Source organism: Sphingomonas montana (assembly GCF_001956315.1).
Lineage (GTDB): Bacteria > Pseudomonadota > Alphaproteobacteria > Sphingomonadales > Sphingomonadaceae > Sphingomonas_R > Sphingomonas_R montana.
Genome location: NZ_KV887143.1, coordinates 167,843 through 191,417, shown reverse-complemented (window position 1 = coordinate 191,417; position 23,575 = coordinate 167,843). Strand labels below are relative to the sequence as shown.

Sequence of the window (23,575 nt, the reverse complement as noted above, 5' to 3'; positions counted from 1 at the left end):
GCCCGATAGAACCGGAGCTTTTCCCTTGGCAGCCCTTACCCACACCGTGCCCCGCAAGGCCGTTACCGATGCGATCGCCAAGCTGATCGACAATCTGGTCAACATCAAGGACGAGACCGGCGAGTTCCTGCTGCGGCTGGACGATGGCCGCGTCATCGATACCAAGGGTTGGAACGACTGGGAGTGGACGCACGGCATCGGCCTGTTCGGGCTGTACCGCTATTATGAACAGACCAACGACGGCCATGCGTTCGACGTGATGATGCAGTGGTTCCAGGACCGCTTCGCCGCCGGCACGCCGACCAAGAACATCAACACCATGTCGCCCTTCCTGACGCTGGCGTTCCTGTACGAGGAAACCGGCGACCAGAGCTTCCTGCCCTATCTGGACACCTGGGCCGAATGGCTGATGGACCCCGCCGGCCTGCCCAAGACCGAGGAAGGCGGCTTCCAGCACATCGTGTTCAACGACGAGAACCCGCAGGAAATGTGGGACGACACGCTGATGATGTCGGTGCTGCCGCTCGCCAAGATCGGCCTGCTGCTCGATCGCCCGCATTATGTCGAGGAGGCGAAGCGCCAGTTCCTGGTCCACATCAAATATCTGGCCGATCGGCAGACCGGCCTCTGGTATCATGGCTGGACGTTCGATGGCCGCCACAACTTCGCGGGCGCACTCTGGGCGCGCGGCAATTGCTGGGTCACGATCGCGATCCCCGAAATCATCGAGATGCTCGACCTGCCCGAGGGCGACGCGTTCCGCACCTTCCTGCTCGATGCGCTCGCCGCTCAGGTGAAGACGCTGGCCGAACATCAGGACGCCAGCGGCCTGTGGCACACGCTGATCGTCGACCCGACCAGCTATCTGGAGGCATCGGCCACCGCGGGTTTCGCCTACGGCATCCTGAAGGCCGTGCGGAAACGCTATCTGCCGGTCGACTATCTGCCCGTCGGCATCAAGGCGATCGAGGCCGTGCTGGCGAACATCGACGATGCGGGCGAGCTGAAACAGGTCAGCTTCGGCACCGCGATGGGCGACACGATGCAGTTCTACAAGGACATCCCGCTCACCTCGATGCCCTACGGCCAGAGCCTCGCGATCTGCGCGCTGGGCGAATTCATGCGGACGTATATCTGACCCGACCGGCCCCCGCGCAAACGGCGTAGGGGGCCGGACACCATCAAGGCCCGCGCGCAAGACGGACCCCGAAAAGCCGTCTCCCAAGGAAGGAAGCCCATGGCCACCACCGCGCCGCAGCGCCGGGTCCGCCCGATCAACTATATCGCGTACGGCGCGAACGACGTGCTGGGCGCCGGGTCGATGGCGGTCATCAGCACCTGGATCCTGATCTTCTACACCAGCTTCTGCGGGCTTTCCGCGGTGCAGGCGACGATCATCTTCGGCGTGGCGCGCGTGCTCGACGCGGTGGCCAGCCCGCTCATCGGCTACACGTCCGACAATCTGGGGCGCAGCTGGCTGGGCCGGCGGTTCGGCCGGCGGCGCTTCTTCATCCTGGCGGCGATCCCGCTGCTGCCCTCCTTCGCCATCATGTGGGTCGCGGGGCAGAGCTTCTGGTATTATCTCGTCACCTATGTGCTGTTCGAGCTGGTCTACGCGATGGAGATCATCCCGTACGAGACGCTCGCCGCCGAAATGGCGACCGACTACAAGACCAAGGCCAAGTTCGCCGGCGCGCGCATCCTGCTGGGGCAGTTGTCGGCCATCCTGGCGGCGTTCCTGCCCGGCCGGCTGATCGGCTGGCTGGGGCCGGACTCGCCCGACACCTATCTCATCATGGGCATCGTGTTCGCCGCGCTGTTCATGCTCGCCGCCACGATGCTGTACGTGTTCAGCTGGGAACGGCCGCTGCCGCCGACGCTGACGGAGGACGAGGCGGCCCGCCCCGGCGCGGTCGATGCGGTCAGGGCGCTGTACCGCAACCTGTTCTCCACGCTGCGCATCCGCGCGTTCCGGCTGCATCTCGGCATGTATCTCGGCGGCTATATCAGCCAGGACATCTACAACGCCGCCTTCACCTATTTCGTGATCTTCGCGCTGGGCGGGTCCGCGCTGATCGTGTCGAACCTCGTCGGCGTCACCTATGCGGTGCAGTTCGTCGCCGTCATCCTCGCGATCAACTTCGCGCTGAAACTGTCGCCGGCCAAGGCGTACCGCTTCGCCGCGGTCAGTTTTGCGATCGGCGTGCTGCTGTTCCTCGCCATGTTCCTGGCCGGGCTGCCGGCGACCAGCGCGATGCTGTGGATCCCGGTCGTGTTCGCGGGCCTCGGCCGCGGCGCGCTCAACTACATCCCCTGGGCCACGTACAATTACATGGCCGACGTGGACGAGATCGTGACCGGCCGCCGCCGCGAAGGCGCGTTCGCCGGCGTCATGACGTTCGTGCGCAAGATGAGCCAGGCCGCCGCGATCATCTTCGTGGGCCAGGTGATGCAGGCCGGCGGCTTCGTGTCGAAGGCGGACATCCAGAGCCCGCAGGCCATCACCACGATCGTTGCGGTCATGGTGACCGGTACGATCGCGATGCTGTGTTTCGGAGTGCTGGTCTCGTTCCGCTTCCGGCTCGATCCGCGCACCCACGCCATCCTGATGGAGGAGATCGAACGACTGCGCGCCGGCGACCCGACCCCGCCCGATGCGGACCGGCGCGCGGTGGTGGAGGACCTGTCGGGCTGGCGCTACGACCAGCTATGGGGCCGCAACCCGGTCGCGTGACCGCCACGGCGGCTTGACGGACCCGCGCCGCTGTCGAAAAGGTTGAACCGGCCGGCCACCCGGCACATGGGACAGATCATCACGCTATGAGCCAGGACAGCGACATCGACGACGGCGCCCTGCCGGGCAGCGACAAGCCGGGACCGAAGATCCAGACCGGCAGCCAGACGCTGCTGCGCGGGCTGGACGTGCTCGACATGGTGTCCGAAGGGCCGATCCCACTGCCCGAACTGGCCGCCCGGCTCGGGCTGACCCGGTCGACCACGCACCGGCTGGCCAATGCGCTGGTCGACCGGCGCTATCTCGGCTTCGTGCCGCGGCTCGGCTACCGGCTCGGGCCGAAACTGCTCGAACTCGGTTTTCTGGCGCAGCGTCAGGCCGACATCGTCCAGGTCGCCCGCCCGCATATCGAGGCGCTGGCCGCGCTGAGTGAGGATACCGTCCACCTCGGCGTGATGGAGACGGACCGTGCGCTGTATCTCGACAAGATTCCCGGCCGCCGCCGCGTGGAGATCAGCAGCCGGGTTGGCGACCGCCAGCCGCTGACCTCGACCGGGCTCGGCAAGGCGCTGATGCTCGATCATCCGGCCGCCAGCTGGCGCGACGTGTTCGACACCGATCGCACCAACGGCGCCCCCCCCGCCGATTTCGCGCTCTGGTCCGAACGGATGGCGGGCTATGTCGCGCGCCGGCTCGCCTTCGATCTGGAGGAGAATGAGGACCAGATCCGCTGCGTCGCCGCCCCGATCCGCGATGCGACAGGGCAGATCGTCGCCGCGATCAGCGTATCGAGCGCCGCGCAATATATGGACGACGCCCGCATGACATCGCTCGGCGACGATGTCCGCGCGACGACGGAGGCGATCAGCCGCGATCTCGGCTGGAACGGCAACCTGCCCACCCCACCCCGCCGCGGCAGGCCGTGACGGACTGGGCATCGCCGCTGCGCGAAAACTTCGTCATCGCGCACGTGATCCGAGATCCCGCTTCTTCTCCACGGCGACGCAAGCTCGTGGAACCCTGGATCAGGTCCGGGGTGGCGACGTCCAGGTCGGCCTCCACCCTCCTCAGAAGGCCGGGATCACCGCCCCCTTGTACCGCGCGGCGATAAACGCCTTCACGTCCGCGCTGCGCAATGCGGCGATCAGCTTCACGACCTTCGGGTCACGCCCCGCCGGGGCCAGCCCGACCAGATAATTGACATAGGGACTGTCCTTGTCCTCGATCGTCAGCGCGTCGCGCGTCGGATCGAGCTTCGCATCGAGCGCGTAGTTGGTGTTGATGAGCGCCATGTCGACCTGGTCCAGCACGCGCGGCAGCGTCGCGGCCTCCAGCTCGCGGAACACCAATCCGCGCGGGTTGGCGACGACATCGCCGACCGTGGCCAGCGGATCGGCTGGGTCCTTCAACCGGATCAGCCCAGCCTTGGCCAGCAACGTCAGCGCGCGGCCTGTCGTGCTGCTGTCGTTCGGGATCGCGACCGTGGCCCCCTGCGGCAACGCGGCCAGCGTCTTCCACCTGCGCGAATAGGCCCCCAGCGGCTCGACATGGATCCCCGCCAGCGTCACCAGCTTGGTCCCGCGCGCCGCGTTGAACCCGTCAAGGTACGGTTTGGTCTGGAAATAATTGACCGCGATCCGCCCCTCGGCGACCTGCACGTTTGGCTGGACATAATCGTTGAACGTCCGCACCTCCAGCGTCACGCCCTCCTTGGCCAGCACCGGCTTCACATGTTCGAGGATCTCGGCATGCGGCACCGCCGTCGCCGCCACGACCAGCACCTTCGGATCGGCCGCGGCACTACCGCCGCCGCCACCGCACGCGGTGAGGAGGGTCAGGGCGGCGAGGCCCGCGAGCAGGTTCCGTCTCAACATCATGAACTCCAAAACCACCCAGACCCAAATCTGAACCCAAACCCCAAGACCCGTTTGGTTCGAGCCTGTCGAGAACTCTGCGCTGGGTTCTCGACAGGCTCGAACTGCTCGGTGGCAGCGCGCAGTTCTCGACAAGCTCGAACCAAACGGGATGGGCGCAAGAGCCTACCCCCGCACCAATCGCCGCACCAGCCAGTCGCCCAGGCTCTGGATGCCCTGCACCAGCAGCAGCAGCAGCGCCACCGTCACCACCATCACGTCGGTCTGGAACCGCTGGTAGCCGAACCGGATCGCCAGGTCGCCCAGGCCACCCGCGCCCACTACGCCCGCCATCGCGGTGAACGACACCAGCGCCACCGCGGTCACCGTCGCGGCCGCCACGATCCCCGGCATCGCCTCGGGCAGCAGCGCGCGCCACACCAGATCGCGCGTCGTTGCGCCCATCGCCCGCACCGCCTCCACCGTGTTGCGGTCGACGCCGCGCAGCGCGGTCTCCACCAGCCGCGCGAAGAACGGCGCCGCCCCCACCACCAGCGGCGGGATCGCGCCCGCGACGCCCAGCGATGTGCCCACCAGCAATATGGTGGCCGGGATCATCACGATCAGCAGGATGATGAACGGCACCGACCGCAGCAGGTTGACCGCCAGCGCCAGCGCCCCGTTGCCCAGCCGGTTCGCCCACACCTGCCCCGGCGACGTCAGGAACAACGCGATGCCCAACGGCAACCCGAACAGGATCGTCAGCACCAGCGACCCACCGAGCATCGCCAGCGTATCAAGGCACGCCTGCGCGATGTCCGCCCACACGATATCGACAAACCACCCGCTCACGCGCTGACCCGCCCATAGCGGCCGAGCGCCGCGATCGCCGCATCGGTGTCGCCACCCGACAGGCCCAGCGTCAGCTGGCCATAACGCTCGTCGCGCAACCGCCCGATCCGCCCGTCCAGGATCGCGAAGTCCGCCCCCGTCTCGCGTGCGACCATCGTCAGCACCGGCTGCCCGATCGTGTCGCCATGACAGGTCCAGCGCACGACCCGCCCGGCAAACTCCGCAAAGTCCGCCGGACCCTGCTCGCCCGCCTCGGCCAGCAACGCGCGCGTTTCCGCCGCCTGCGGATCGAGGAAGATGTCCGCCACCGCGCCCTGTTCCACCACGCGTCCGGCATGCAGCACCGCGACCCGGTCGCAGACCTGCCGCACGACGTCCATCTCATGCGTGATCAGCACGATCGTCAGCCCCAGGTCGCGGTTGAGGTCGGCGATCAGCGCCAGCACGTCGCGCGTCGTCTCGGGATCGAGCGCACTCGTCGCCTCGTCGCACAGCAATATGTCCGGCCCGGTCGCCAGCGCGCGCGCGATCCCCACGCGCTGCTTCTGCCCGCCCGACAATTGCGCGGGATATTTCGCGCCATGATCGCTCAAGCCGACCCGCGCGAGCAGCTCCGCCACCCGTACCGCCCGGTCGCGCGCTGCCATGCCCGCCACCTTCAGCGGAAACGCGACATTGTCCGCCACCGTCCGCGACCCGAGCAGCCCGAACTGCTGGAAGATCATCCCCACCCGCCGCCGCAACGTGCGCAACGCCGCCTCGTCCAGCGTCGCGACGTCGGCGCCGTCGACCAGCACCTGACCAGAACTCGGCCGCTCCAGCCCGTTCAGCATCCGGATCAGCGTCGATTTGCCCGCGCCCGACCGGCCGATGATGCCGAACACCTCGCCCCGCGCCACTTCCAGCGTGACGCCGTCCAGCGCCACCGCGCCGCCCGCGAACCGCTTCGTCACGCCGTCCAGACGGATCATCCCTGAATGACCTGTGCCGCGAACCGCTCCATCTCCTCGGCCTGCGGGCTCATCTGGAGCAGCAGCAGGTCGAGCCCCACGCCCTCATAATCCGCGATCCGCTGCTTCAGCTGCTCCGGCGTGCCGACCAGGTTCGGCCGCAGCCCACGGTTCGACACCGCATATTCGCGCAGCTTCAGCTCGCGCTCCAGCTGCGTCCCCGACAGCCACTGGTCAAAATTGTCGTACCCGGCGGGCAGGTCGCGCACGGTCGTGATGCGGTCCAGCTCGCGCTTCGCCTCCGCCTCGCTGTCGCGCACGATGGCATAGGCCGCCATTCCGAACGTCATCGGCCGACCGTTCGCCCGCGCCCGCATGTCCACGATCTTGGGCGCCACCGCGTCCACCGGATCGCCGTGCATCACATAGGCGCTGCACTGGCCGGCGATCATCGTCTTCGCCGCGTCGCTTTCGCCCCCGGCATACAGCGTCGGCATCCTGGCGGGTTTCGGCGAACAGATCGCCTGGTCGGTGGTGTAGAACTTACCCGAAAAACTGAACCGCTCCTCGGTCCACAGCCCCTTGACCACGTCCAGCCATTCCGACGTACGCGCATAACGGTCGTCATGCGCATCGAACTGCAGGCCATATTGCTTGGCCTCGTCCGCCCACCAGGACGACACGACGTTCAGCGACAGCCGCCCGCCCGAAATCCGGTCGACGTTGGCCGCAGCCTTGGCGAACAGCGCCGGCTGGTGGAAATTCGGCCGCACCGCGACCATGATCTCTTGGCGTTCGGTTACCGCCGCGATCGCCGCCGCGGTCGACCACGCATCGAGCGCCGGCTGGTCCACGCCCTTGATATCGTTCAGGTTCAGCTCGGCGATCAGCGTCAGGTCGTACCCGATCTGCTCGGCCCGCACCGCCAGGTCGCGCGCATACGCCCAGCTTGCCGGCCGCTCGTCGTCGACATTGCGCAGCCAGCCGCCGAACACCGGCATCCAATACCCGTATCTCACGTCTTGCTCTCCACGATACGGTCCGCCAGCCAGTCGATCAGCCGGTCATGCGGATCGAACCCGATCACCGACACCGGATCCGCCACGAAGTTCGACAGCGCGTTGACGTCGTAGAAGCGCGCCGTCCCGTCGCGATCATCGATCATCACCTCGACCCCGCCGACGTCCATCCCCGACGCCACCGCGATCCGCTCCGCCGCCGCGATCAGGTCGGGCGCGGGATGCGCCTGCATCACCGACACCGCCGCCTTGCCGGGCGCAGCCAGGCAGACATCGGCTGGGCAGAGGTCGAACCCGCCGCCGCCGTCCACGTCGATCGCGTAGAGATATTTGCCGCCCAGCGTCTCGATCCGCGTGATCGCACCGCCCCTGACCGGCACATATTCCTGCACCATCAGCACGCGGTCGATGCTGTCCGGCGCGGTCCCGTCCGCCACCGCCGCGGCAAGCTCGTCCGCGCTGTCGTACCGCACGATCCCCGCGCCCGACCCGCCGATATTGGCCTTCACCACCACCGGAAAGCGCAAGGTCGCCGCGGCCGCGACCAGGTCCGCCGCCCGGTGGGCGATCCGCGTCGCCGGAATGGCCAGACCAAGGCCCGCGATCAGCGCCAGCTGCCGCGCCTTGCTGGCATCGATGCCCAGCACGTCCGCGCCGTTCACCACCCGCGCACCCGCCGCCCGCCATTGCGCCATCAGCGCCTGCGCGAAAAAGATCGGATGCTCCGGCGCCCGCAGGAAACTCGACATCGCGATCCGATTGAACACGACCGGGGCGGGTGGGCGCATGTCGGCGGGGTCGAACACCAGCCCGTCCGCATGGACCGGGTCGAACGCGATCCCACGCGCCTCCAGACCCGCGAACAACGGCAGGAACCAGGCGGGATGTTCGTAAAGGATCGTGATATCGGGCATAGCGCCTCTGTAGCCGCCGGCTGCAGGTGCGGCAAAGCCAGTCTCGCTTGACGGCCGCGAACCGCCGGTTTGCACGGGCTTCATTCGGTGCCCGGCAGACACTGCGCCTTGTCCGCACGCTGGACCTGCCGGCAGTTCCAATATCCCCGCCCGGCCTTCTCGCCGGCCCGCCGTTGGTACAGGAACGTGGCGGTACGGAGCGAAGCCAGCTGGAACGGGACCGAATCCGCCACCTTTTCCGGGTCCAGCCAGCCGCCGACCGTGCAAGCGGGCAAGTCGCGGCATACCGCCTGCGCCACAGCCAGGTAGCCATCGGGGGCCGCATTGGGCTCCAGTTCCAGCGCATATTCGCTGCCCTTGGCGGTCCCGGTCCGAACGATGTGGCCGTGCAGCGCAGACGACGGCACGCCGGGCAGCATCACTGCGGGCCGCCGCTTCAGATACACCGTTTCTTCGGTGGGCATCGCGGGCACGTCGAACGTCGCCACGCCACCCATCGCGGGGCCGATCACCGGGATCCCATCCGCCGTCGCCAGCGTCGCCGCACCCGGTACGCGCGGATCGACCACCTCGCCGCCGGCGTAGCGCCCGCGGAACGCGCCCGGCGTCCCCCAATAGCCGCGCCAGCGGAAGAACAGATGCGTCTTCACGCGCGACAGCTTGTCCAGCGTGGCGCTCCAGTACGGCACCACCCAGTCGGTATGATAATGGGTGGCATAGCCGACCGACCTGTCGACCGCCCCGGCCAGCGCCTTGGCCGCCACATCCTCCGCCCGCGTCCACGCGACGTCGGACGGGCGGCGTACCATCGCCCCGTCGCAGGTGAAGCTGAACTGGCATCCCGTCCGCCGTTCGCTGCCCTGGAACACCACGCCGCACACCGTCTTGGGATAGGCCGGATGGCGCACGCGGTTCAGCACGACCTGCACCACCGAACGCTGCCCGACCGGATCGTCGCCCGCCTCGTAATAAGCGGCGGTCGCCAGGCATGCGGTGGCGGCGACGCGGTCCACCGCGCTGCCGGCGAACTTGAACGGCGGGGCGGCACGCACCGGGCCGGACACGAACGGCACCATCGAATTGATGAGCCGCGCACGGTCCGGCGTGAACTCGATCAGCTCAAGCGGTTCCACCACCGGCTGCGGCACCGGCGGCACGACCGTCGCCGGCCGCGTCGCCGTGCGGGCCTGCGTCGGCTGCGGCCGCGCCCGTCGGCCCGCACCGCCGTTCCCGCCACCGATGCCCAGCAGGATCGCGAGCAGCAATAGCATGATGACGCACGCGGCAAAGACGACGCGGCGGCGCTGATCCTGGGTCAGGTGGATCGTCGGCGGCAGGATCGTCGGGAATGGCACGCGGGGTCGTCTCCTCATCATTCGCGGCGGCAACGCCCCGCTGCCCCGTTCGTGCCGTCCGAATCACGGAACGGCATGCGGCGTAGCGCGCTGTCCGGTCATGACGCTCTTCTTCACCGCCGATACCCATTTCGGCGACCACCGCACGCGCAATATTCACCGCCGCCCGTTCCCCGGCGTGGCGGAGATGGACGCGGCGCTGGTCGCCGGCTGGAACGCCGTGGTCGGCCCGGACGACGATGTCTGGCATCTCGGCGACGTCGCGCGTCGGTTGCAGGACGTCGGACCGCTGCTGGCGCGGCTGAACGGCCGCAAGCATCTGCTGCGCGGCAACAACGACGCGCCCGGCATCGCCGATTGCGCGGGCTGGGCCTCGGTCGGCGACTATGCCGAACTTACGGTAGGCGGCACCGCGATCGTCGCCTGCCACTACCCGTTCCGCAGCTGGAACGGCCAGCATCGCGGCACGCTCAACCTGCACGGCCACAGCCACGGCAAGCTGAAATCCCTACCCCGCCAACATGACGTCGGCGTCGACGCTCGCAACTTCCGCCCCGTCACGCTGGCGGAACTCCGCACGCAAGCTTCTCCCCCGACATGACCGGGCAGGACCAGCCCGTCGGTTCAGCCACCCGACCACCCATCAGTCCCCTGCGCACGCCGGGGAACGGCATCGTTCAGCCCATCACCTCCGCCAGCCGGTGCCCGGACAGCCACGCGCTTTCCACCCGCGGCCCGGACAGCCAGTCCCCGCAGACGCCCAGCCCCGCCGCGCCGTCCCACAGGGCATCGCACCCGACCTGCCCCGACCGGGCATAGCGCCAGCGATGCGCGCCTGTCGCGACCGGCGTGGGCAACGCACCCCCCGCCACCCCGCCAAGGGCATCCAGCACCGCGGCCTGCACCGCCGCCGGCTCATCTTCCAGATGCGCGGTCGACCAGTCCGCGGTCGCATGGATCGCCCAGGCCTCCGGCCCCCCGTGCCCGGGCTTTGCGCCGCCCCGTGCCGCGAAATCGATGATTCCCGCCCGCTTCACAACGTCGCCGATCGCCAGCGTCTCGTCGAACACCGCCAGCACCGTCCAGCACGGCAGCGACGGCGTCGCCCGCGCCCGGTCCGCAAAGGCCGGAACCCAGCGTTCGACCAGCGCGGGGACCTGCTCGGCCGGCACCGCCACCACCACCGCATCGAAACCGCCATGCACCGCATCGCCCGCATGCAACGTCCAACCGTCGCCATCCCGCGCGATCGCATCGATCCGCGTCGCAAACCGCACATCACCGGCCTCCGCCATCGCGCGAACCGGGGCGTTCATCGCCGGCGTGCCGACCCAGGCATCGTCGCCCGCCGCCGGCCAGCGCGCGACCACGCCGGTCGTCGCCCAATGCGCCACGCGGGCCGTGAAATCCGGATCGCGCACCGTGAAATATTGCGCGCCCAGGTCGCACGTGACCTGGCCCAGCGGCGTGTCCAGCCGCCGCGTCGCCATCCGCCCGCCCGGGCCGCGGCCCTTGTCGAACACGGCAACCGCATGCCCGCCCGCCCGCAGCCGTTCGGCGCACGCCAGCCCCGCCATCCCGGCCCCAATGATCGCCACCCGCATCCGCATTCCCTTTTCCTCACCGCATGGCTGGCATAGCGGCGCCCGCGCGCCATATGAAGGGCATGGCGACACTGACGGTCTGGTACGATGGCGGATGCCCGCTCTGTCTGCGCGAAATCGCGTTGATGCGGCGTCTGGACCGTGCTGCGGCGATCCACTTCGTCGATGCGGCGAGTAGCGACACGTCCTGCCCGGTCGATCGCGCCGCCTTGCTGGCCCGGTTCCACGCGCGGGAGGACGGCGTGCTGCTGTCCGGTGCCGCGGCCTTCGCCGCGATGTGGCGCGCGATCCCGCTGCTCCGCCCGATCGGCCTCGCCGCGCGCAATCCCCGCGTCCTGGCGTTGCTGGAACGGGCCTATATCCGCTTCCTGCGCTATCGCCCGCGCCTGCAGGCGCTCGCCCGCCGCCGCGGATAGCGCCCCCCTGTTTTCAACCGATCGGACCATATCATGACCGAACAAGACACCCCCGTCTGGCTGATCTCCGGCTGTTCCACCGGCTTCGGCCGCGCACTGGCGGAGGCCGTGCTGGCGCGCGGCTGGCGCGTCGTCGCCACCGCGCGCGATGCCGAACGCGTGGCCGACATCGTCGCGATCGCGCCCGACCGCGCGCTGGCCGTGGCGCTGGACGTCACCATCGGCAATGAGGTCAGCGCCGCGGTCGCGGCGGCGGAGGACCGGTTCGGCCGCATCGACGTGCTCGTCAACAATGCGGGCTACGGCTACCAGTCCTCGATCGAAGAGGGCGACGACGTCGAGATCCGCGCGCAATTCGACGCCAACGTCTTCGGCCTGTTCGCGCTCACCCGCGCCGTCCTGCCCGGCATGCGGATCCGCCGGTCGGGTCATATTGTCAACATCACCTCCGTCGCCGGCCTCGTGGGCTATCCCGGTTCGGGCTATTACGCCGCCTCCAAGCATGCGGTCGAAGGCTTCTCGGACTCGCTCAAGGCCGAGGTCGCACCGCTCGGGATTGCGGTCACCTGCGTCGAACCGGGTCCGTTCCGTACCGACTGGGCGGGGCGCTCGCTGAAGCAGACGCCCAACGTCATCGTCGACTATGCCGAAACCGCCGGTGCGCGGATGGCGACCACGTCGGGCTATAGCGGCACGCAGGCCGGCGATCCGGTCCGCGCCGCGCAGGCGATGATCGCGCTGGTCGAACGCGCCGATCCGCCCCGCCACCTCGTGCTCGGCAAATGGGGACATGATGCGGCCGTGAAGGCCTTGCGCGAACGGCTGGCGGAGGTGGAGGCCGGTCGCGACATCGCCCTGGCCGCCGATTTCCCGGAGGACTGACGCCCGCCACAAGCGGATGGGTGGACAGGGCGGGGTCTTTGCTGTCCCTTGGGCGCGACGAAGCCCGGACTGCAGGACCCCGCCCCTATGCGCATGAAATCGATCGAGGCGCTTTGCGCCGCCCTGCTGATCGGGACGGCGCTCGCCCCCGCGACCGCCCAGCTTGACTTAAAGGTCGCGACCGTCGCCGCGATCCCGCCCGGCGGCGATGTGCCCAAGGCGTTTATGCCCGTCCGGACGGGCTACGACTATGTGAAGCGCACGGTCATGATCCCGATGCGCGACGGGGTGAAACTACACACGGTCATCCTCGTTCCGAACGCGGTGAAACGCGGTCCGATCATGCTCGATCGCACGCCGTACAATGCCGACAGCATGCTGGCCCGCGGCGGCGGCGGTCCGCTGATCGAACAGAATCTGTCGCCCGCCTATGCCGAACTGGCGCGCGCCGGCTACATCATCGTCGGGCAGGACGTGCGCGGCAAGGACGGGTCGCAGGGCGACTATGTCATGAACCGCCCGTTGCGCGGTCCGCTGAACACGACCCGCGTCGACCATGCGACCGACGCGTACGACACGATCGACTGGCTGGTGAAGCACATTCCCGAATCGAACGGCCGGGTCGGCACGATCGGCACCAGCTACGACGGTTTCACCGCGCTGATGAGCCTCATCAACCCCCACCCCGCATTGAAGGCATCGGTGCCGATCAACCCGATGGTGGACGTGTGGAAGGGCGACGACTGGTTCCACAACGGCGCGTTCCGCCAGGAAATGATGAGCTACGTCTACAAGCAGACCGCCACCAAGGGGTCGGACGCGGCCTGGTTCACGACGCGCTACGACGACTATGACAGCTTCATGGCACATGGTTCCCCCGCCGCCTATGGCCGCGCGATGGGCATGACCGCGCTTCCCTTCTGGAACCGGCTGATGCAGCATCCTGCCTATGACGCCTTCTGGTCCGAACAGGCGGTCGACAAGCTGCTGGCCAGGGCACCGCTCACCGTCCCGACGCTGTTCGTCGACAGCCTGTGGGATCAGGAGGATATCTACGGCGCGCCCGCCGCCTATGCCGCCACCAAGGCGCACGGCGGCGGCAACGCGCATCTCGTCCTCGGCCCCTGGCATCACGGCCAGGGCAATGGCGACGGATCGCGGCTCGGTGCGATCGACTGGGGGTCGGATACGGGCAGGGCGTTCCGGCAGGACGTGCTGATCCCGTTCCTCGACAGCCACCTGAAGGAAGGTGCGCCGCGCGCCGACATCGCGCCCGTCACCGCGTTCGAAACCGGCACCAATCGCTGGGTGCGCCATGCCGACTGGCCGCTCGCCTGCGCCACCGGGTGCGCCACCGGCATGACGCCGCTCTACCTGACCGCGAACAGCGGCCTCTCACTCGGGATCGCCCCCGCCGCATCCGCCGGCTATGACGAATATGTCTCCGACCCGGCCAAGCCGGTCACCTACCGCCAGCGGCCCAACATGTCGCCCTGGGCGCCCGGCTCCACATGGCGGCAATGGCTGGTCGACGATCAGCGGTTCGCCGCCGGGCGCCCGGACGTGCTGACCTATTCCACCCCCGTCCTGACCGCGCCGGTCAAGATCGCCGGGCAGGCCGTCGCCCATCTGTTCGCATCGACCAGCGGGACCGATGCCGACTGGGTCGTCAAACTGATCGACGTCTATCCCGACATCGTGCCGGCAAAGCCCGAAATGGGCGGCTACCAGCTTGCCGTGGCGATGGACGTCCTGCGCGCCCGCTACCGCGACGACCCGTCGAAGGCGACGCCCGTACCCGCGGGGCAGGTCGTTCCCTATGCCGTCACGCTGCCCGACGCGGATCATGTCTTCCTGCCCGGCCACCGCATCATGGTGCAGGTCCAGTCCAGCTGGTTCCCGCTCTACGACCGGAACCCGCAGACCTTCGTCGCCGACATCATGGACGCCAAGCCGGCGGACTATGTGAAGGCCACCCAGCGCATCCACCACGCGCCGGGCCAGGCCAGCTACATCGCGCTACCCGTGATGCGGTAAAGCTCGACACCCGCACAGGAGCCCTAGCGCAAGACCCGTCCATCCCGAGCGAAGTCGAGGGACCCTTCGAGCGCAGCCGAGAAGCCGACATCGCCCCAAAGGCTGCGCTCGAAAGCCATCGACGCCCAACCCCGTTCGGTTCAAGCCGGTCGAGAACCCGACCCGATCCCCGCTCACCGCAGCGACGCGCAGAACGCCGCGGACAGCAATGCGTGGGACAGGCCCCTGCCCTGCCAGATCTCGCCGAAGTCCACGCTGTCGTCGTTGATGAAGATCGCGACCGACCGGCCCAGCGCGGGCGCGATGACGTTGCGCACCTGTGTGCCGGCCACATCGCCGCGCCGCTCGATCAGCGTGACCGGACCCGCGCATCCAGCCAGCGGAGCGGGAAATGACCATGCCCCCAACGCCTGATATCCCAGCTTCGGGTCCCCCTGCCACAGCGTCACCTGGCTTGTCGGCGACAGCAGCCGCCCCGCCAGCAACGCCCGATCGAACAGCGCCAGATCCCGTGCGGATCCGGTCAGCGCGCCCGCCGCACCGAATGTCGCGACGTTGATCGCCGGATAGGGCTTGCCTCCCGCGCTGTATCCGATTGCCGCCGCACCGTCCGGTGCCATCCGCAGCGTCCGCAGCCCCAGTGGCCGTCCGATCCGCGCCGTCACCAGCGCCGCGAACGGCATCCCGCTCACTCGCTCCAGAATTGCCGCCAGCACCAGATAATCGCAATTATTGTAGGCGAAACCTGCGCCCGCCGCCGTCCGCGCTGCCCCGGCACACAGGCCATAGGCACGCGCGCGGTCGCCGATCCGTGCGCCTGTCTCCGTGTAGAAGGCCGGCACGCCCCGCGCGTCCTCCGCCGTATCGTTCGGGTTCGGCAGACCGGACTGATGCTGCAACAACTGGCGGACCGTGATCCCGTCCCCCGCCGCCCCCGGCCAGTCGGGCAGGTAACGGCGGATCGTACCGTCCAGCGTCAGAGTGCCGGCATCTACCTGCTGCATCGCCAGCACGGCGGCCACCTGCTTGGTCACCGATGCCCACAGCCAGCGCTCGCCCGCGCGGTGCGGCCGGCTGCGTGCCCGGTCCGCGGCGCCACGCACCCGGTCCACGACCGGCCCGTCGACGTCCGCCAGGACGATCTCGCCTGCCAGCCCGGCCCGCGCCGCCACTGCCTCCATCCGGTCCATTGCCGCCGCCGGGTCCGGCATCGCGGCCTTCGGCGGCACCTCTGCCGCGCTCGGTGCCGCGACCACCATTAGCGACATCGCGGCGCACGATGCCGCCGCCAGCAACCCCCAGACCCCACCACCCTTTCGCACGGCCCGTCTCCCGCCGATCGATCCGGGTTGCAGAATGCCAAACCCGACGCCGGCCCGCCACGGCCGAAACGTCCATCTCAGCCGTTGGTCACCGGCCCGTTCAATGCATTGATCGCATCCAGCACCTGCGCCTCGATCGCCTCGCGCTTCTGGCCGGGGGGGATCGGGGGACCGAACCGGAACGTCACCGTGCCGGCATGCTTCACGAACCCCTTGGGATAGACCCGGCCGCTGTCCAGCGCGACCGGCACGACGGGCAGGCCGAGCGTGCGGTACAAACCGGCGAACCCGGGGCGTAGCGGTGCGCGCATGCCGGGCGGGGTGCGGGTCCCCTCCGGAAAGATCACGATCGACCGGCCGGCCGTCACCGCCGCCTTGGCCGCGCGCATCATGACGCGCAGCGCGGTCGCCGATCCGTCGCGATCGACCGGGATCACTCCGTGCGCCCGCGCCGCGCGACCCCAGCCGAAGATTTCGCTCAGTTCCTTCTTCACCACCACCGCCGGGTCGGGCAGCAGGATGATGAGTTCGAGCGTCTCGAACATCGACTCGTGCTTGGCGGCGACCAGCGTCGGTTCCTGCGGGATGGTCCCTTCCACCTGGATCCGGATGTTCAGCAGCCAGCGTGCGCACCAGCGATGCCAATAGGCCCAGCCGCGACTGACCTTCAGCACCGCCGGCGTGCCGAGCGGTGCCACCAGCAGCGCCAGCGTCACCGCTCCCACCGATCCCGGATAGAAGAACAGCGCGAACAGGATCGATCGGATCAGCGGCATGGACTGGCTTTCATGGGTGAACGCTCCGCACAGGATGAGGCGACGGACCTGTCACTCCCTCTATCCCGTCATCCTGACGGACGTCAGGATCGATTATCACTCCGTCCGGGGCCGCCTCAACCATAGTGATACCGGATCCCAGCGTCCGCCGAGATGACACCCCCAGAGCGACCGACACATTCCCTTCCGTCAACTATCCCTCAATAGCCCAGCGGTGCGGAAATCCGCCGCAGCAGATATTTGGTATATTCAGTCATCAGTACCAGGAAACCGGGCTCGCTGCGCACCCCGTCCGGCACGACCGTCACGTCGCGGCCCAGCACGCGCACCAGTTCGAACCGCGCGCGCGCCATGTGCCAGTCGGTCGTGACCAGCCGGATCGAGCGATAGCGGTGGCGGCCGACCCAGGCGGCGGTCTCGTCCGCGTTGCTCCGCGTATCGACCGATTCGTCGCCCAGATCGATGCAACACGCGATCAAGCGCCGCGGCACGCCATATTCGGCGGTCAGGTCGCGCGGCCGCACGCGCCGGTCGACGCCGGAAATCAGCATGCGCCGGGCATGCCCCGCCTGCAGCAACGCCGTCCCGCGCGGGATTCGCCCCGGCCCGCCGGTCACCACCACGATCCCGTCGGTCTGCCCGTTTGGCCCCGACTCCGGCCCCGGTCCCGGCAGCGCGACCGCGAACCATACGAACCCCAGCGCCCAGACGAGCAGGACGAGCGCACCCAGCCGCACCATCATGGCCGGACGATCACAGCAGCCGCCCCAGCGCACGCACCACCGTCCAGCGCGCCGCCGCCGCTGCCAGCAGCGTGGTCGCCAGCGGCAACGCCACCAGCACCCCGCCACCCCACGCCGGCAGCGCGACCGCGCCCACCAGTTCCGATTCCAACCCAGCCAGCTGCCGCCCGATCAGCGTCAGCACCAGCATGCCCGCCCCCAGCCCGATCAACCCGGCGAACAGCGCATCCAGCGCAATCCGCCGCTGGAACAGCCGGGCCACCTGGATATCGGTCGCGCCCAGCAGGTGCATGACGTCGATCGTCCCGCGATGCGTGTCGAGCGCGGACGCCGCCGCCAGCACCACCACGAACCCGGTCGCCGCCGTCATCAACAGCACGATCGCCAGCGCCAGCCACCGCAGCGTACCGATCAGGCGCGAAACCGGGGCCAGCGCCGCACGATGATCGTCGATCCGCGCATCGGGCGCGACCCGCGCCAGCGTCCGTGCCAGGTCCGGCACCGCATCGGCGCGCGTCAGTCCGACGTCGATCAGGACGGGCAGCGGCAGGTCGTCCGTGCCCTGCGCACCCAGCCAGGGTTCCAGCAACGCCGCCATTTCCGCGGCGCCCACCCGCTCGACGCTGCGCACCGCGGGGTCGCCGCGCAATGCCGTCAGCGTCACCGCCGCCTGCCGTTCGCGCGCGTCGGCATCGGCTTGCACGATCTGTACCGTGGCGCGGGTTTCCAGCCCGCCGCCCATCCGCTGCGCCGCCTGCCCCAGCGCCAGCCCACCCGCCGCGGCCAGAGTCGTCAGGAACAGCATGACCGCCAGCACCCACGGCATCGGCCCGGACAGCCGCCCTTCCCGCAGCAACCGCCGGTCGGCGGCGCGCACGGACGGGAACAGTGCGGTCAGCCGCCTCATGCGCTGTTCCGCGGTGGATAGCGCAGCGCACCGGTCGGATCGGACAGCCGCCCGCCCTCCAGCCGCAACGTCTGCGCGTTCGACACGCGCGACAACAGGTGAATATCGTGCGTCGCCACGACGATCGTCGTGCCCAACCGGTTCAGTGCATCGAACAGATGCAGCAACCGCCCGGCCATTTCCGGATCGACGTTGCCGGTCGGTTCGTCCGCCACCAGTATTTCCGGCCGCGCGATCACCGCACGCGCGATCGCCACGCGCTGCTGCTCCCCGCCCGACAGCGTCGCCGGCCGGGTGTCCGCGCGCGACGCCAGTCCGACCCAGGCCAGCATCTCGCGCACCGGCGTATCCAAGTCGCGTTCCTCCACCCCCGCCACGCGCAACGGCAGCGCGACATTGTCATAGACCGACAGATAGGGGATCAGCCGGAAATCCTGGAACACCACGCCGATCCGGCGGCGGAACCCCGGCAAGCGGTCGCGCGGCACCGTCACGATATCCTCGTCGAACAGGTGGATCGCGCCGCGCGTCGGCCGCTGCGCCAGGTACAGCAGCCGCAACAGCGACGTCTTGCCCGCGCCGGATGCACCGGTCAGGAAATAGAAGGACCCCGGCGCAAGCGCGAAATTCAGGTCGGACAGCGTCTCGCCGTCCGAACCCCCATCCGCGCCGTAACGCAGGCCGACATTCTCGAACCGGACGATGCTGCCCATCGGCCTCCCTTCCGCGTCCGCCTTGGCATGGCGCGGGTCCGCTCCGCAAGCCGGCCGCGGCGGTCCGGGCAATGCGGCGGCGCCGCCATTTGTTCGCCCCGCCGCGCTTGCCGCGATGCGGACAAGGTGCTTTATCGATCGGGCACCGCCCCCGCCCCGCCGCCAGACCGTCCGGAATCCGATGATCCTCATCTGCCCCGCCTGTTCCACCCGATATCTGGTCCCGGACACCGCGATCGGGGCCACGGGCCGGCAGGTCCGCTGCGCCGCCTGCCGCCACAGCTGGTTCGAATCACCGCCAGCCGGTATGGCGTCCGCCGATCCGGCACCGCCGGCCCCGGTTCCGACGGCACAGCCCCCCGCCCCGCCGACCATTGCTCCGCCCATCTCCACCCCACCGATTCCGGCGGCCGTCATGCCGCAGCCCCGCCCGGTCGCACCGCCACCGCAAGCCCCGCCGCCGCTGGTCGAGCCGCCAGCGCCGCAGCCCCGCCGCGTCTACGGCGAGGAGGATCTGGCCGCGCGCAGCGGGATCGATCCGTTCGCGCATGCGCCGCCCTTCCGCCCGCGTCGCAACCCGGCGAAGCTCTGGACGCTGATCGCCGTGCTGGTCGGTGTGGCGCTGATCGCGGCGATCGCGGCGCTGCTCGTGCTCGTCCCCACCGACATGGCCGATCGCATCGGCATCGGCACCGGCGGCACGCAGAAACTTTACGTCCAGCCATTGAATCGGGAACGGCGGGTGATGGAAAGCGGCAACATATTGCTGGAGGTCAGCGGTCGGGTCATCAATCCGACCGATACCGTTCAGACGGTGCCGGACATTCGCGCGGAGGTGCGCGATGGATCGGATCGCACCGTTTATAGCTGGACGATCTCGCGCCCCGTCCGGATCCTGCAACCCGGCGCACATGCCGATTTCGACAGCGCCGCGGTAGATGTGCCGAAAAGCGCCACGGGCGTCAGCCTGAGGTTGGTCGACTCGATCGCGAACTGACCGCCACCCGGCGCGCGACGACCAGGAACCGCGCGCCCTGCAACGCGGCCGCGGCCACCATCCCGCCACCGCATGCCAGCGCCAGCCCCGGCGCGCCCCAGCCCGCCGCATACAACCACCAGCCGAGTCCGCCGGTCACCCCGAAATAGGCGACCACGCCGTTCAGCCCCGCCGCCACCTGATCCCCCATCGACCGCAGCGCATAGACCAGCACCAGCTGGATTCCGTCGAACAGCATGAACGGCGCCAGCGTCGCGACCAGCACGATCCCCATGTCGATCGCCGCCGGATCGGGCGCCGACAGCGGCGGCACGATCCATGTGGCGGTCAGCCACAGGACCGCGCCCATGCCCCCCATCGCCAGTGCTGCCAGCCCGACCGCGATCAGCGTGCGCGGCACCGCCTGTTCCGGTACGCCCGCCCCCACCGCATTGCCGGCCCGCACACCCGCCGCCGACCCGAACCCCAGCGCCGTGGCGAACGCCAGGTTATGGAGCGAGAACATCGCCTGGAACCCTGCCGCCGCCACATCGCCCAGTCGCGTCGACAGCACGATCAACCAGGCAAAACCGATCAGTTCCAGCGCGGACGTCAGCGCTGGCACGACGCCGAACCGCGCGACGTTCGGCACGTCGCGCAACGCGGCGGTCCACGCCGCTACGGACAGGTCGCGGATCCGGCGCGGCCCGGCGTCCGACACGGTCCACGTCGCCACCAGCAGCGCGACCGCGCCCAGGACGGATACCGTCGCGGTCGCGTGCGCCGCCCCAACCGCGCCCAGCGCCGGCAGCCCGAAATGCCCGCCGACCCATGCCCAGGCGAGCACCGCATTGGCCGGCAGCATCCCCAGATTGACGATCGTCACACGACCCGGTCGGCTGATCCCCTCCAGAAAATATCCGGTCGCGATCAGGATCAGCTGCGCCGGCATCGCCGCCGCCATCGCGCGCACCACCGCGCCGCCTTCGGGCACCAGCGCGGGCGCCACGCCCGCCGCGCGCAGCATCGCCTCGCCCCCCAGCAACAATGTCCCGCCCAGCACCGCGCCCAGCAGCACCGCATAGATCAGCCCGACGCGCAGGCAGCCGCCGGTCTGCGCAGGATCTCGCGCGCCGTCCGCCCGCGCGGTGAACACCAGCACGCCAACCAGCGCGGCCAGACCCATCACGATCAGCACGAACGTCACGCTTCTGCTCGCGGCCAATGCCGCCAGCTCGTCCACCCCCGCGCGCCCGACCACCGCAACGTCGATCAGGTGCATCAACGTCCAGTTGAGGCTGCCCAGCGCCACCGGCCACGCGAGCGCGGTCAGTCGCCGGGCCTCATCCTGCCAATCTGTCGGGAACATCCTCACGCCGCGCTCGGTACAGCCTCCCCCGCCCCGCGTCACGCGTCCGGTCGCGCTTGCCGGACAATGCCTCAGCCAAAGGCGGTTGCGATCGGCCGGCACCGCTGCTAGAGACCGCCGCCTACCAACGTCGCGGTTCGCCGCGACAAGGTCCCTGATGTGCGGTCATGGCGAAATGGTAGACGCGCAACGTTGAGGTCGTTGTGTCCGAAAGGACGTGGAAGTTCGAGTCTTCTTGACCGCACCATCATAGAAAAGCCGGGCCGGGGATCACCCCAGTCCGGCTTTTCTATGTCTGGGCTTCTTTTCCCCCCTCCCTTTCAGGGGAGGGGCCGGGGGTGGTTGCTGCCGCGCAGACGGCGGCGCGCGTCACGAAGGCCGACAGGCGAGTCTGCGCTCGCCACCCACCCCCCGGCCCCCTCCCTTGAAAGGGAGGGGGAGCAGTCTTCAGCTGCGCCCGCGATACGGCTTGGGCTGATACTTCGGCGCACCATTGCCACGTCCCGGCGGCGGACCGCGCCGCACGCGGGTCTGCGGCGGCGGCGGGCGATCGCCCAGCGGTTCGATCGCGACATCGTCCTCGCCGCCCGCGGTCCGGCGCAGCGCCTCGGCGAAGCGCTCGGCCACCTCGCGGCGCACCTCGAACACCGTTTCCGAATCACCGATGCGGATCGCACCGATCTCGCTCTTGGTGATGTGGCCACGGCGGCACAGCAGCGGCAGCAGCCAGCGCGCATCGGCATTGCCGCGGCGTCCGACATCCATCCGGAACCAGATCGTGTCCTCGAACCCCTGGCGCGGCCCTTCCATGCGCTGTGCGATCTGCTGGTCGCTGTCGGCGAACATGTCTTCCGGCTCGGGCAGGCGGGCACGGTAGGACCGCACCAGCGCCGCCGCGATGTCCTCGGCCGGATGCTTCTCGAGCAGCGCGCGTGCGACCGCCAGATCGTCCTCGGCCGCGGTGCCGGGCTGGATCGTCTCGACCAGCCGCTCATGGTCCTTCTCGCGGATCATGTCCGCGGTCGGCGCCTTCTCCCACCGTGGGCGGATGTTGGCGGTCCGCATCATGCCCTCGGCCCGGCGCTTGCGCGGGAACGGCACGATCAGCACGCAGACGCCCTTGCGCCCGGCGCGGCCGGTCCGGCCCGAACGGTGCTGCAACGTATCGGCACCCACCGGCAGTTCGGCGTGGATCACGAGTTCGAGCCCGGGCAGATCGATGCCGCGCGCGGCCACGTCGGTGGCAACGCACACCCGCGCCCGGCCGTCGCGCAGCGCCTGCAACGCATGGCTGCGTTCCGATTGCGACAGTTCACCCGACAGCGCGACCGCCGCGAACCCGCGTTCGACCAGGCTGGCGTGCATGCGGCGAACATTGTCGCGCGTGGCGCAGAACACCAGCGCGCCTGGGGCTTCCTGATAGCGCAGCACGTTCACCACGGCATGTTCGATGTCCGCCGGCGCCACGGTCATCGCGATATAGTCGATGTCGGCGTGCGATTCACCGCGCGCCATCGTCTCGATGCGATGGCCGTTCTTCTGGTACCGCCGCGCCAGATCGACGATCGGCCGCGGCAACGTAGCGGAGAACAGCAGCGTGCGGCGGCTCTCCGGCGTCGTGTCGAGAATCTGCTCGATATCGTCGCGGAACCCCAGGTCCAGCATCTCGTCGGCTTCGTCCAGCACCACGGCGCGAAGACCGTCCAGCACCAGGCTGCCACGCTCCAGATGGTCGCGCAGCCGGCCCGGCGTGCCGACCACGATATGCGCGCCCTGCGCCAGGTTGCGCTGCTCCTGCCGCACGTTCATGCCGCCGACGCAGGATGCGACCCGCGCGCCGGTCTGCAGATACAGCCACTTCAGCTCGCGCTCGACCTGCAACGCCAGTTCGCGCGTGGGTGCCACGATCAGCGCCAACGGCTTCTCGGCGTAACCGAACCGCTCCTCGCCCTGCAAAAGCTCGGCGGCGAACGCCAGGCCGAACGCAATGGTCTTGCCGGACCCGGTCTGGGCGGACACAAGGAGGTCGCGGCCGACGGCGTCTGGCTCCAGCACGGCGGACTGTACGGCGGTGGGCGTTTCGTAACCGCGTTCGGTCAACGCCGCCGCCAGCAAGGGGGGCAGTTGGGAAAAAGGCATCTGTTATCCGGATC

The 23,575-nt window shown here is 69.2% G+C and carries 22 protein-coding genes, 1 tRNA gene and 1 pseudogene; 10 read left to right on the top strand and 14 right to left on the bottom strand.

Annotated features, from left to right (window positions below):
• Positions 1-25 precede the first annotated feature (25 nt).
• The 3 genes from bglB (at position 26) to BKY59_RS04380 (ending at position 3,660) form a co-directional block, all read left to right on the top strand.
• Positions 26-1,138, top strand: a complete 1,113-nt coding sequence (gene bglB, locus BKY59_RS04390; RefSeq protein WP_076068868.1) for a beta-galactosidase BglB — start codon at positions 26-28, stop codon at positions 1,136-1,138.
• Positions 1,139-1,237: 99 nt separating this feature from the next.
• Positions 1,238-2,734, top strand: a complete 1,497-nt coding sequence (locus BKY59_RS04385; protein ID WP_076068867.1) for an MFS transporter — start codon at positions 1,238-1,240, stop codon at positions 2,732-2,734.
• Positions 2,735-2,820: 86 nt separating this feature from the next.
• Entirely contained in the window at positions 2,821-3,660 is an 840-nt protein-coding gene (locus BKY59_RS04380) for an IclR family transcriptional regulator (protein WP_076068866.1), read from the top strand.
• Between the two features lie 141 nt (positions 3,661-3,801).
• Here BKY59_RS04380 and BKY59_RS04375 read toward each other — a convergent pair whose 3' ends face one another.
• The 6 genes from BKY59_RS04375 to BKY59_RS04350 form a co-directional block, all read right to left on the bottom strand.
• A complete protein-coding gene (locus BKY59_RS04375; protein ID WP_240499949.1) occupies positions 3,802-4,611 on the bottom strand; it encodes a MetQ/NlpA family ABC transporter substrate-binding protein in 810 nt (269 codons plus the stop codon).
• A 162-nt stretch (positions 4,612-4,773) separates the two neighbouring features.
• Complete coding sequence (locus tag BKY59_RS04370) at positions 4,774-5,439, bottom strand: methionine ABC transporter permease (protein WP_076068865.1); 666 nt, start codon at positions 5,437-5,439, stop codon at positions 4,774-4,776.
• Positions 5,436-6,410: a methionine ABC transporter ATP-binding protein gene (locus tag BKY59_RS04365; protein ID WP_076068864.1), complete on the bottom strand. Its 975-nt coding sequence runs from the start codon at positions 6,408-6,410 to the stop codon at positions 5,436-5,438. The genes BKY59_RS04370 and BKY59_RS04365 overlap by 4 nt, the downstream gene beginning before the upstream one ends.
• A complete protein-coding gene (locus tag BKY59_RS04360) occupies positions 6,407-7,408 on the bottom strand; it encodes an LLM class flavin-dependent oxidoreductase (protein ID WP_076068863.1) in 1,002 nt (333 codons plus the stop codon). Before BKY59_RS04360 ends, BKY59_RS04365 begins: the two co-directional genes overlap by 4 nt.
• On the bottom strand, positions 7,405-8,322 hold the full coding sequence (locus tag BKY59_RS04355) for an ATP-grasp domain-containing protein (protein WP_076068862.1): 918 nt from the start codon (positions 8,320-8,322) through the stop codon (positions 7,405-7,407). The genes BKY59_RS04360 and BKY59_RS04355 overlap by 4 nt, the downstream gene beginning before the upstream one ends.
• A gap of 80 nt (positions 8,323-8,402) precedes the next feature.
• Complete coding sequence (locus BKY59_RS04350; protein ID WP_076068861.1) at positions 8,403-9,677, bottom strand: cell wall hydrolase; 1,275 nt, start codon at positions 9,675-9,677, stop codon at positions 8,403-8,405.
• Between the two features lie 100 nt (positions 9,678-9,777).
• Here BKY59_RS04350 and BKY59_RS04345 point away from each other — a divergent pair, with 100 nt between their 5' ends.
• Positions 9,778-10,278 (top strand): metallophosphoesterase, encoded by a 501-nt coding sequence (locus tag BKY59_RS04345; protein ID WP_076068860.1) that lies wholly within the window; start codon positions 9,778-9,780, stop codon positions 10,276-10,278.
• A 76-nt stretch (positions 10,279-10,354) separates the two neighbouring features.
• Here BKY59_RS04345 and BKY59_RS04340 read toward each other — a convergent pair whose 3' ends face one another.
• On the bottom strand, positions 10,355-11,287 hold the full coding sequence (locus tag BKY59_RS04340; RefSeq protein WP_338056508.1) for an NAD(P)/FAD-dependent oxidoreductase: 933 nt from the start codon (positions 11,285-11,287) through the stop codon (positions 10,355-10,357).
• 56 nt (positions 11,288-11,343) lie between these two features.
• Between BKY59_RS04340 and BKY59_RS04335 the strand changes: the two genes are divergently transcribed.
• The 3 genes from BKY59_RS04335 (at position 11,344) to BKY59_RS04325 (ending at position 14,616) form a co-directional block, all read left to right on the top strand.
• Entirely contained in the window at positions 11,344-11,697 is a 354-nt protein-coding gene (locus tag BKY59_RS04335) for a thiol-disulfide oxidoreductase DCC family protein (protein ID WP_076068998.1), read from the top strand.
• A 33-nt stretch (positions 11,698-11,730) separates the two neighbouring features.
• Positions 11,731-12,579 carry an oxidoreductase gene (locus BKY59_RS04330; protein ID WP_076068859.1) on the top strand — a complete coding sequence of 283 codons (849 nt, stop codon included), beginning with the start codon at positions 11,731-11,733 and terminating at the stop codon, positions 12,577-12,579.
• Positions 12,580-12,666: 87 nt separating this feature from the next.
• On the top strand, positions 12,667-14,616 hold the full coding sequence (locus tag BKY59_RS04325; protein ID WP_076068858.1) for a CocE/NonD family hydrolase: 1,950 nt from the start codon (positions 12,667-12,669) through the stop codon (positions 14,614-14,616).
• 173 nt (positions 14,617-14,789) lie between these two features.
• Here the strand turns inward: BKY59_RS04325 and BKY59_RS04320 are convergent, their stop codons facing one another.
• The 5 genes from BKY59_RS04320 to ftsE all read right to left on the bottom strand — a co-directional run bounded on the left by BKY59_RS04320 (position 14,790) and on the right by ftsE (position 19,077).
• A complete protein-coding gene (locus tag BKY59_RS04320) occupies positions 14,790-15,938 on the bottom strand; it encodes a serine hydrolase domain-containing protein (protein WP_129586190.1) in 1,149 nt (382 codons plus the stop codon).
• 77 nt (positions 15,939-16,015) lie between these two features.
• On the bottom strand, positions 16,016-16,714 hold the full coding sequence (locus BKY59_RS04315) for a lysophospholipid acyltransferase family protein (protein ID WP_076068856.1): 699 nt from the start codon (positions 16,712-16,714) through the stop codon (positions 16,016-16,018).
• Positions 16,715-16,914: 200 nt separating this feature from the next.
• Positions 16,915-17,457 carry a YdcF family protein gene (locus BKY59_RS04310; protein WP_076068855.1) on the bottom strand — a complete coding sequence of 181 codons (543 nt, stop codon included), beginning with the start codon at positions 17,455-17,457 and terminating at the stop codon, positions 16,915-16,917.
• A gap of 10 nt (positions 17,458-17,467) precedes the next feature.
• Complete coding sequence (locus BKY59_RS04305; RefSeq protein ID WP_076068854.1) at positions 17,468-18,364, bottom strand: cell division protein FtsX; 897 nt, start codon at positions 18,362-18,364, stop codon at positions 17,468-17,470.
• Positions 18,361-19,077 (bottom strand): cell division ATP-binding protein FtsE, encoded by a 717-nt coding sequence (gene ftsE / locus BKY59_RS04300; RefSeq protein ID WP_076068853.1) that lies wholly within the window; start codon positions 19,075-19,077, stop codon positions 18,361-18,363. Before ftsE ends, BKY59_RS04305 begins: the two co-directional genes overlap by 4 nt.
• Between ftsE and BKY59_RS18295 the strand changes: the two are divergent.
• Together BKY59_RS18295 and BKY59_RS04295 are read left to right on the top strand one after the other, a co-directional pair.
• A pseudogene (locus BKY59_RS18295) lies at positions 19,067-19,315 on the top strand (hypothetical protein); the annotation flags it as partial. The gene ftsE and the pseudogene BKY59_RS18295 sit on opposite strands and share 11 nt — an antisense overlap.
• A gap of 177 nt (positions 19,316-19,492) precedes the next feature.
• Positions 19,493-20,074: a hypothetical protein gene (locus BKY59_RS04295; protein WP_240499959.1), complete on the top strand. Its 582-nt coding sequence runs from the start codon at positions 19,493-19,495 to the stop codon at positions 20,072-20,074.
• Here BKY59_RS04295 and BKY59_RS04290 read toward each other — a convergent pair.
• Positions 20,040-21,422 carry an MATE family efflux transporter gene (locus tag BKY59_RS04290; RefSeq protein WP_076068851.1) on the bottom strand — a complete coding sequence of 461 codons (1,383 nt, stop codon included), beginning with the start codon at positions 21,420-21,422 and terminating at the stop codon, positions 20,040-20,042. The genes BKY59_RS04295 and BKY59_RS04290 overlap by 35 nt on opposite strands.
• A 161-nt stretch (positions 21,423-21,583) precedes the next feature.
• Here BKY59_RS04290 and BKY59_RS04285 point away from each other — a divergent pair.
• Positions 21,584-21,669 (top strand) — tRNA-Leu (locus BKY59_RS04285).
• A 200-nt stretch (positions 21,670-21,869) separates the two neighbouring features.
• Here the strand turns inward: BKY59_RS04285 and BKY59_RS04280 are convergent.
• A complete protein-coding gene (locus BKY59_RS04280; RefSeq protein WP_076068850.1) occupies positions 21,870-23,561 on the bottom strand; it encodes a DEAD/DEAH box helicase in 1,692 nt (563 codons plus the stop codon).
• Between the last annotated feature and the right edge of the window lie 14 nt (positions 23,562-23,575).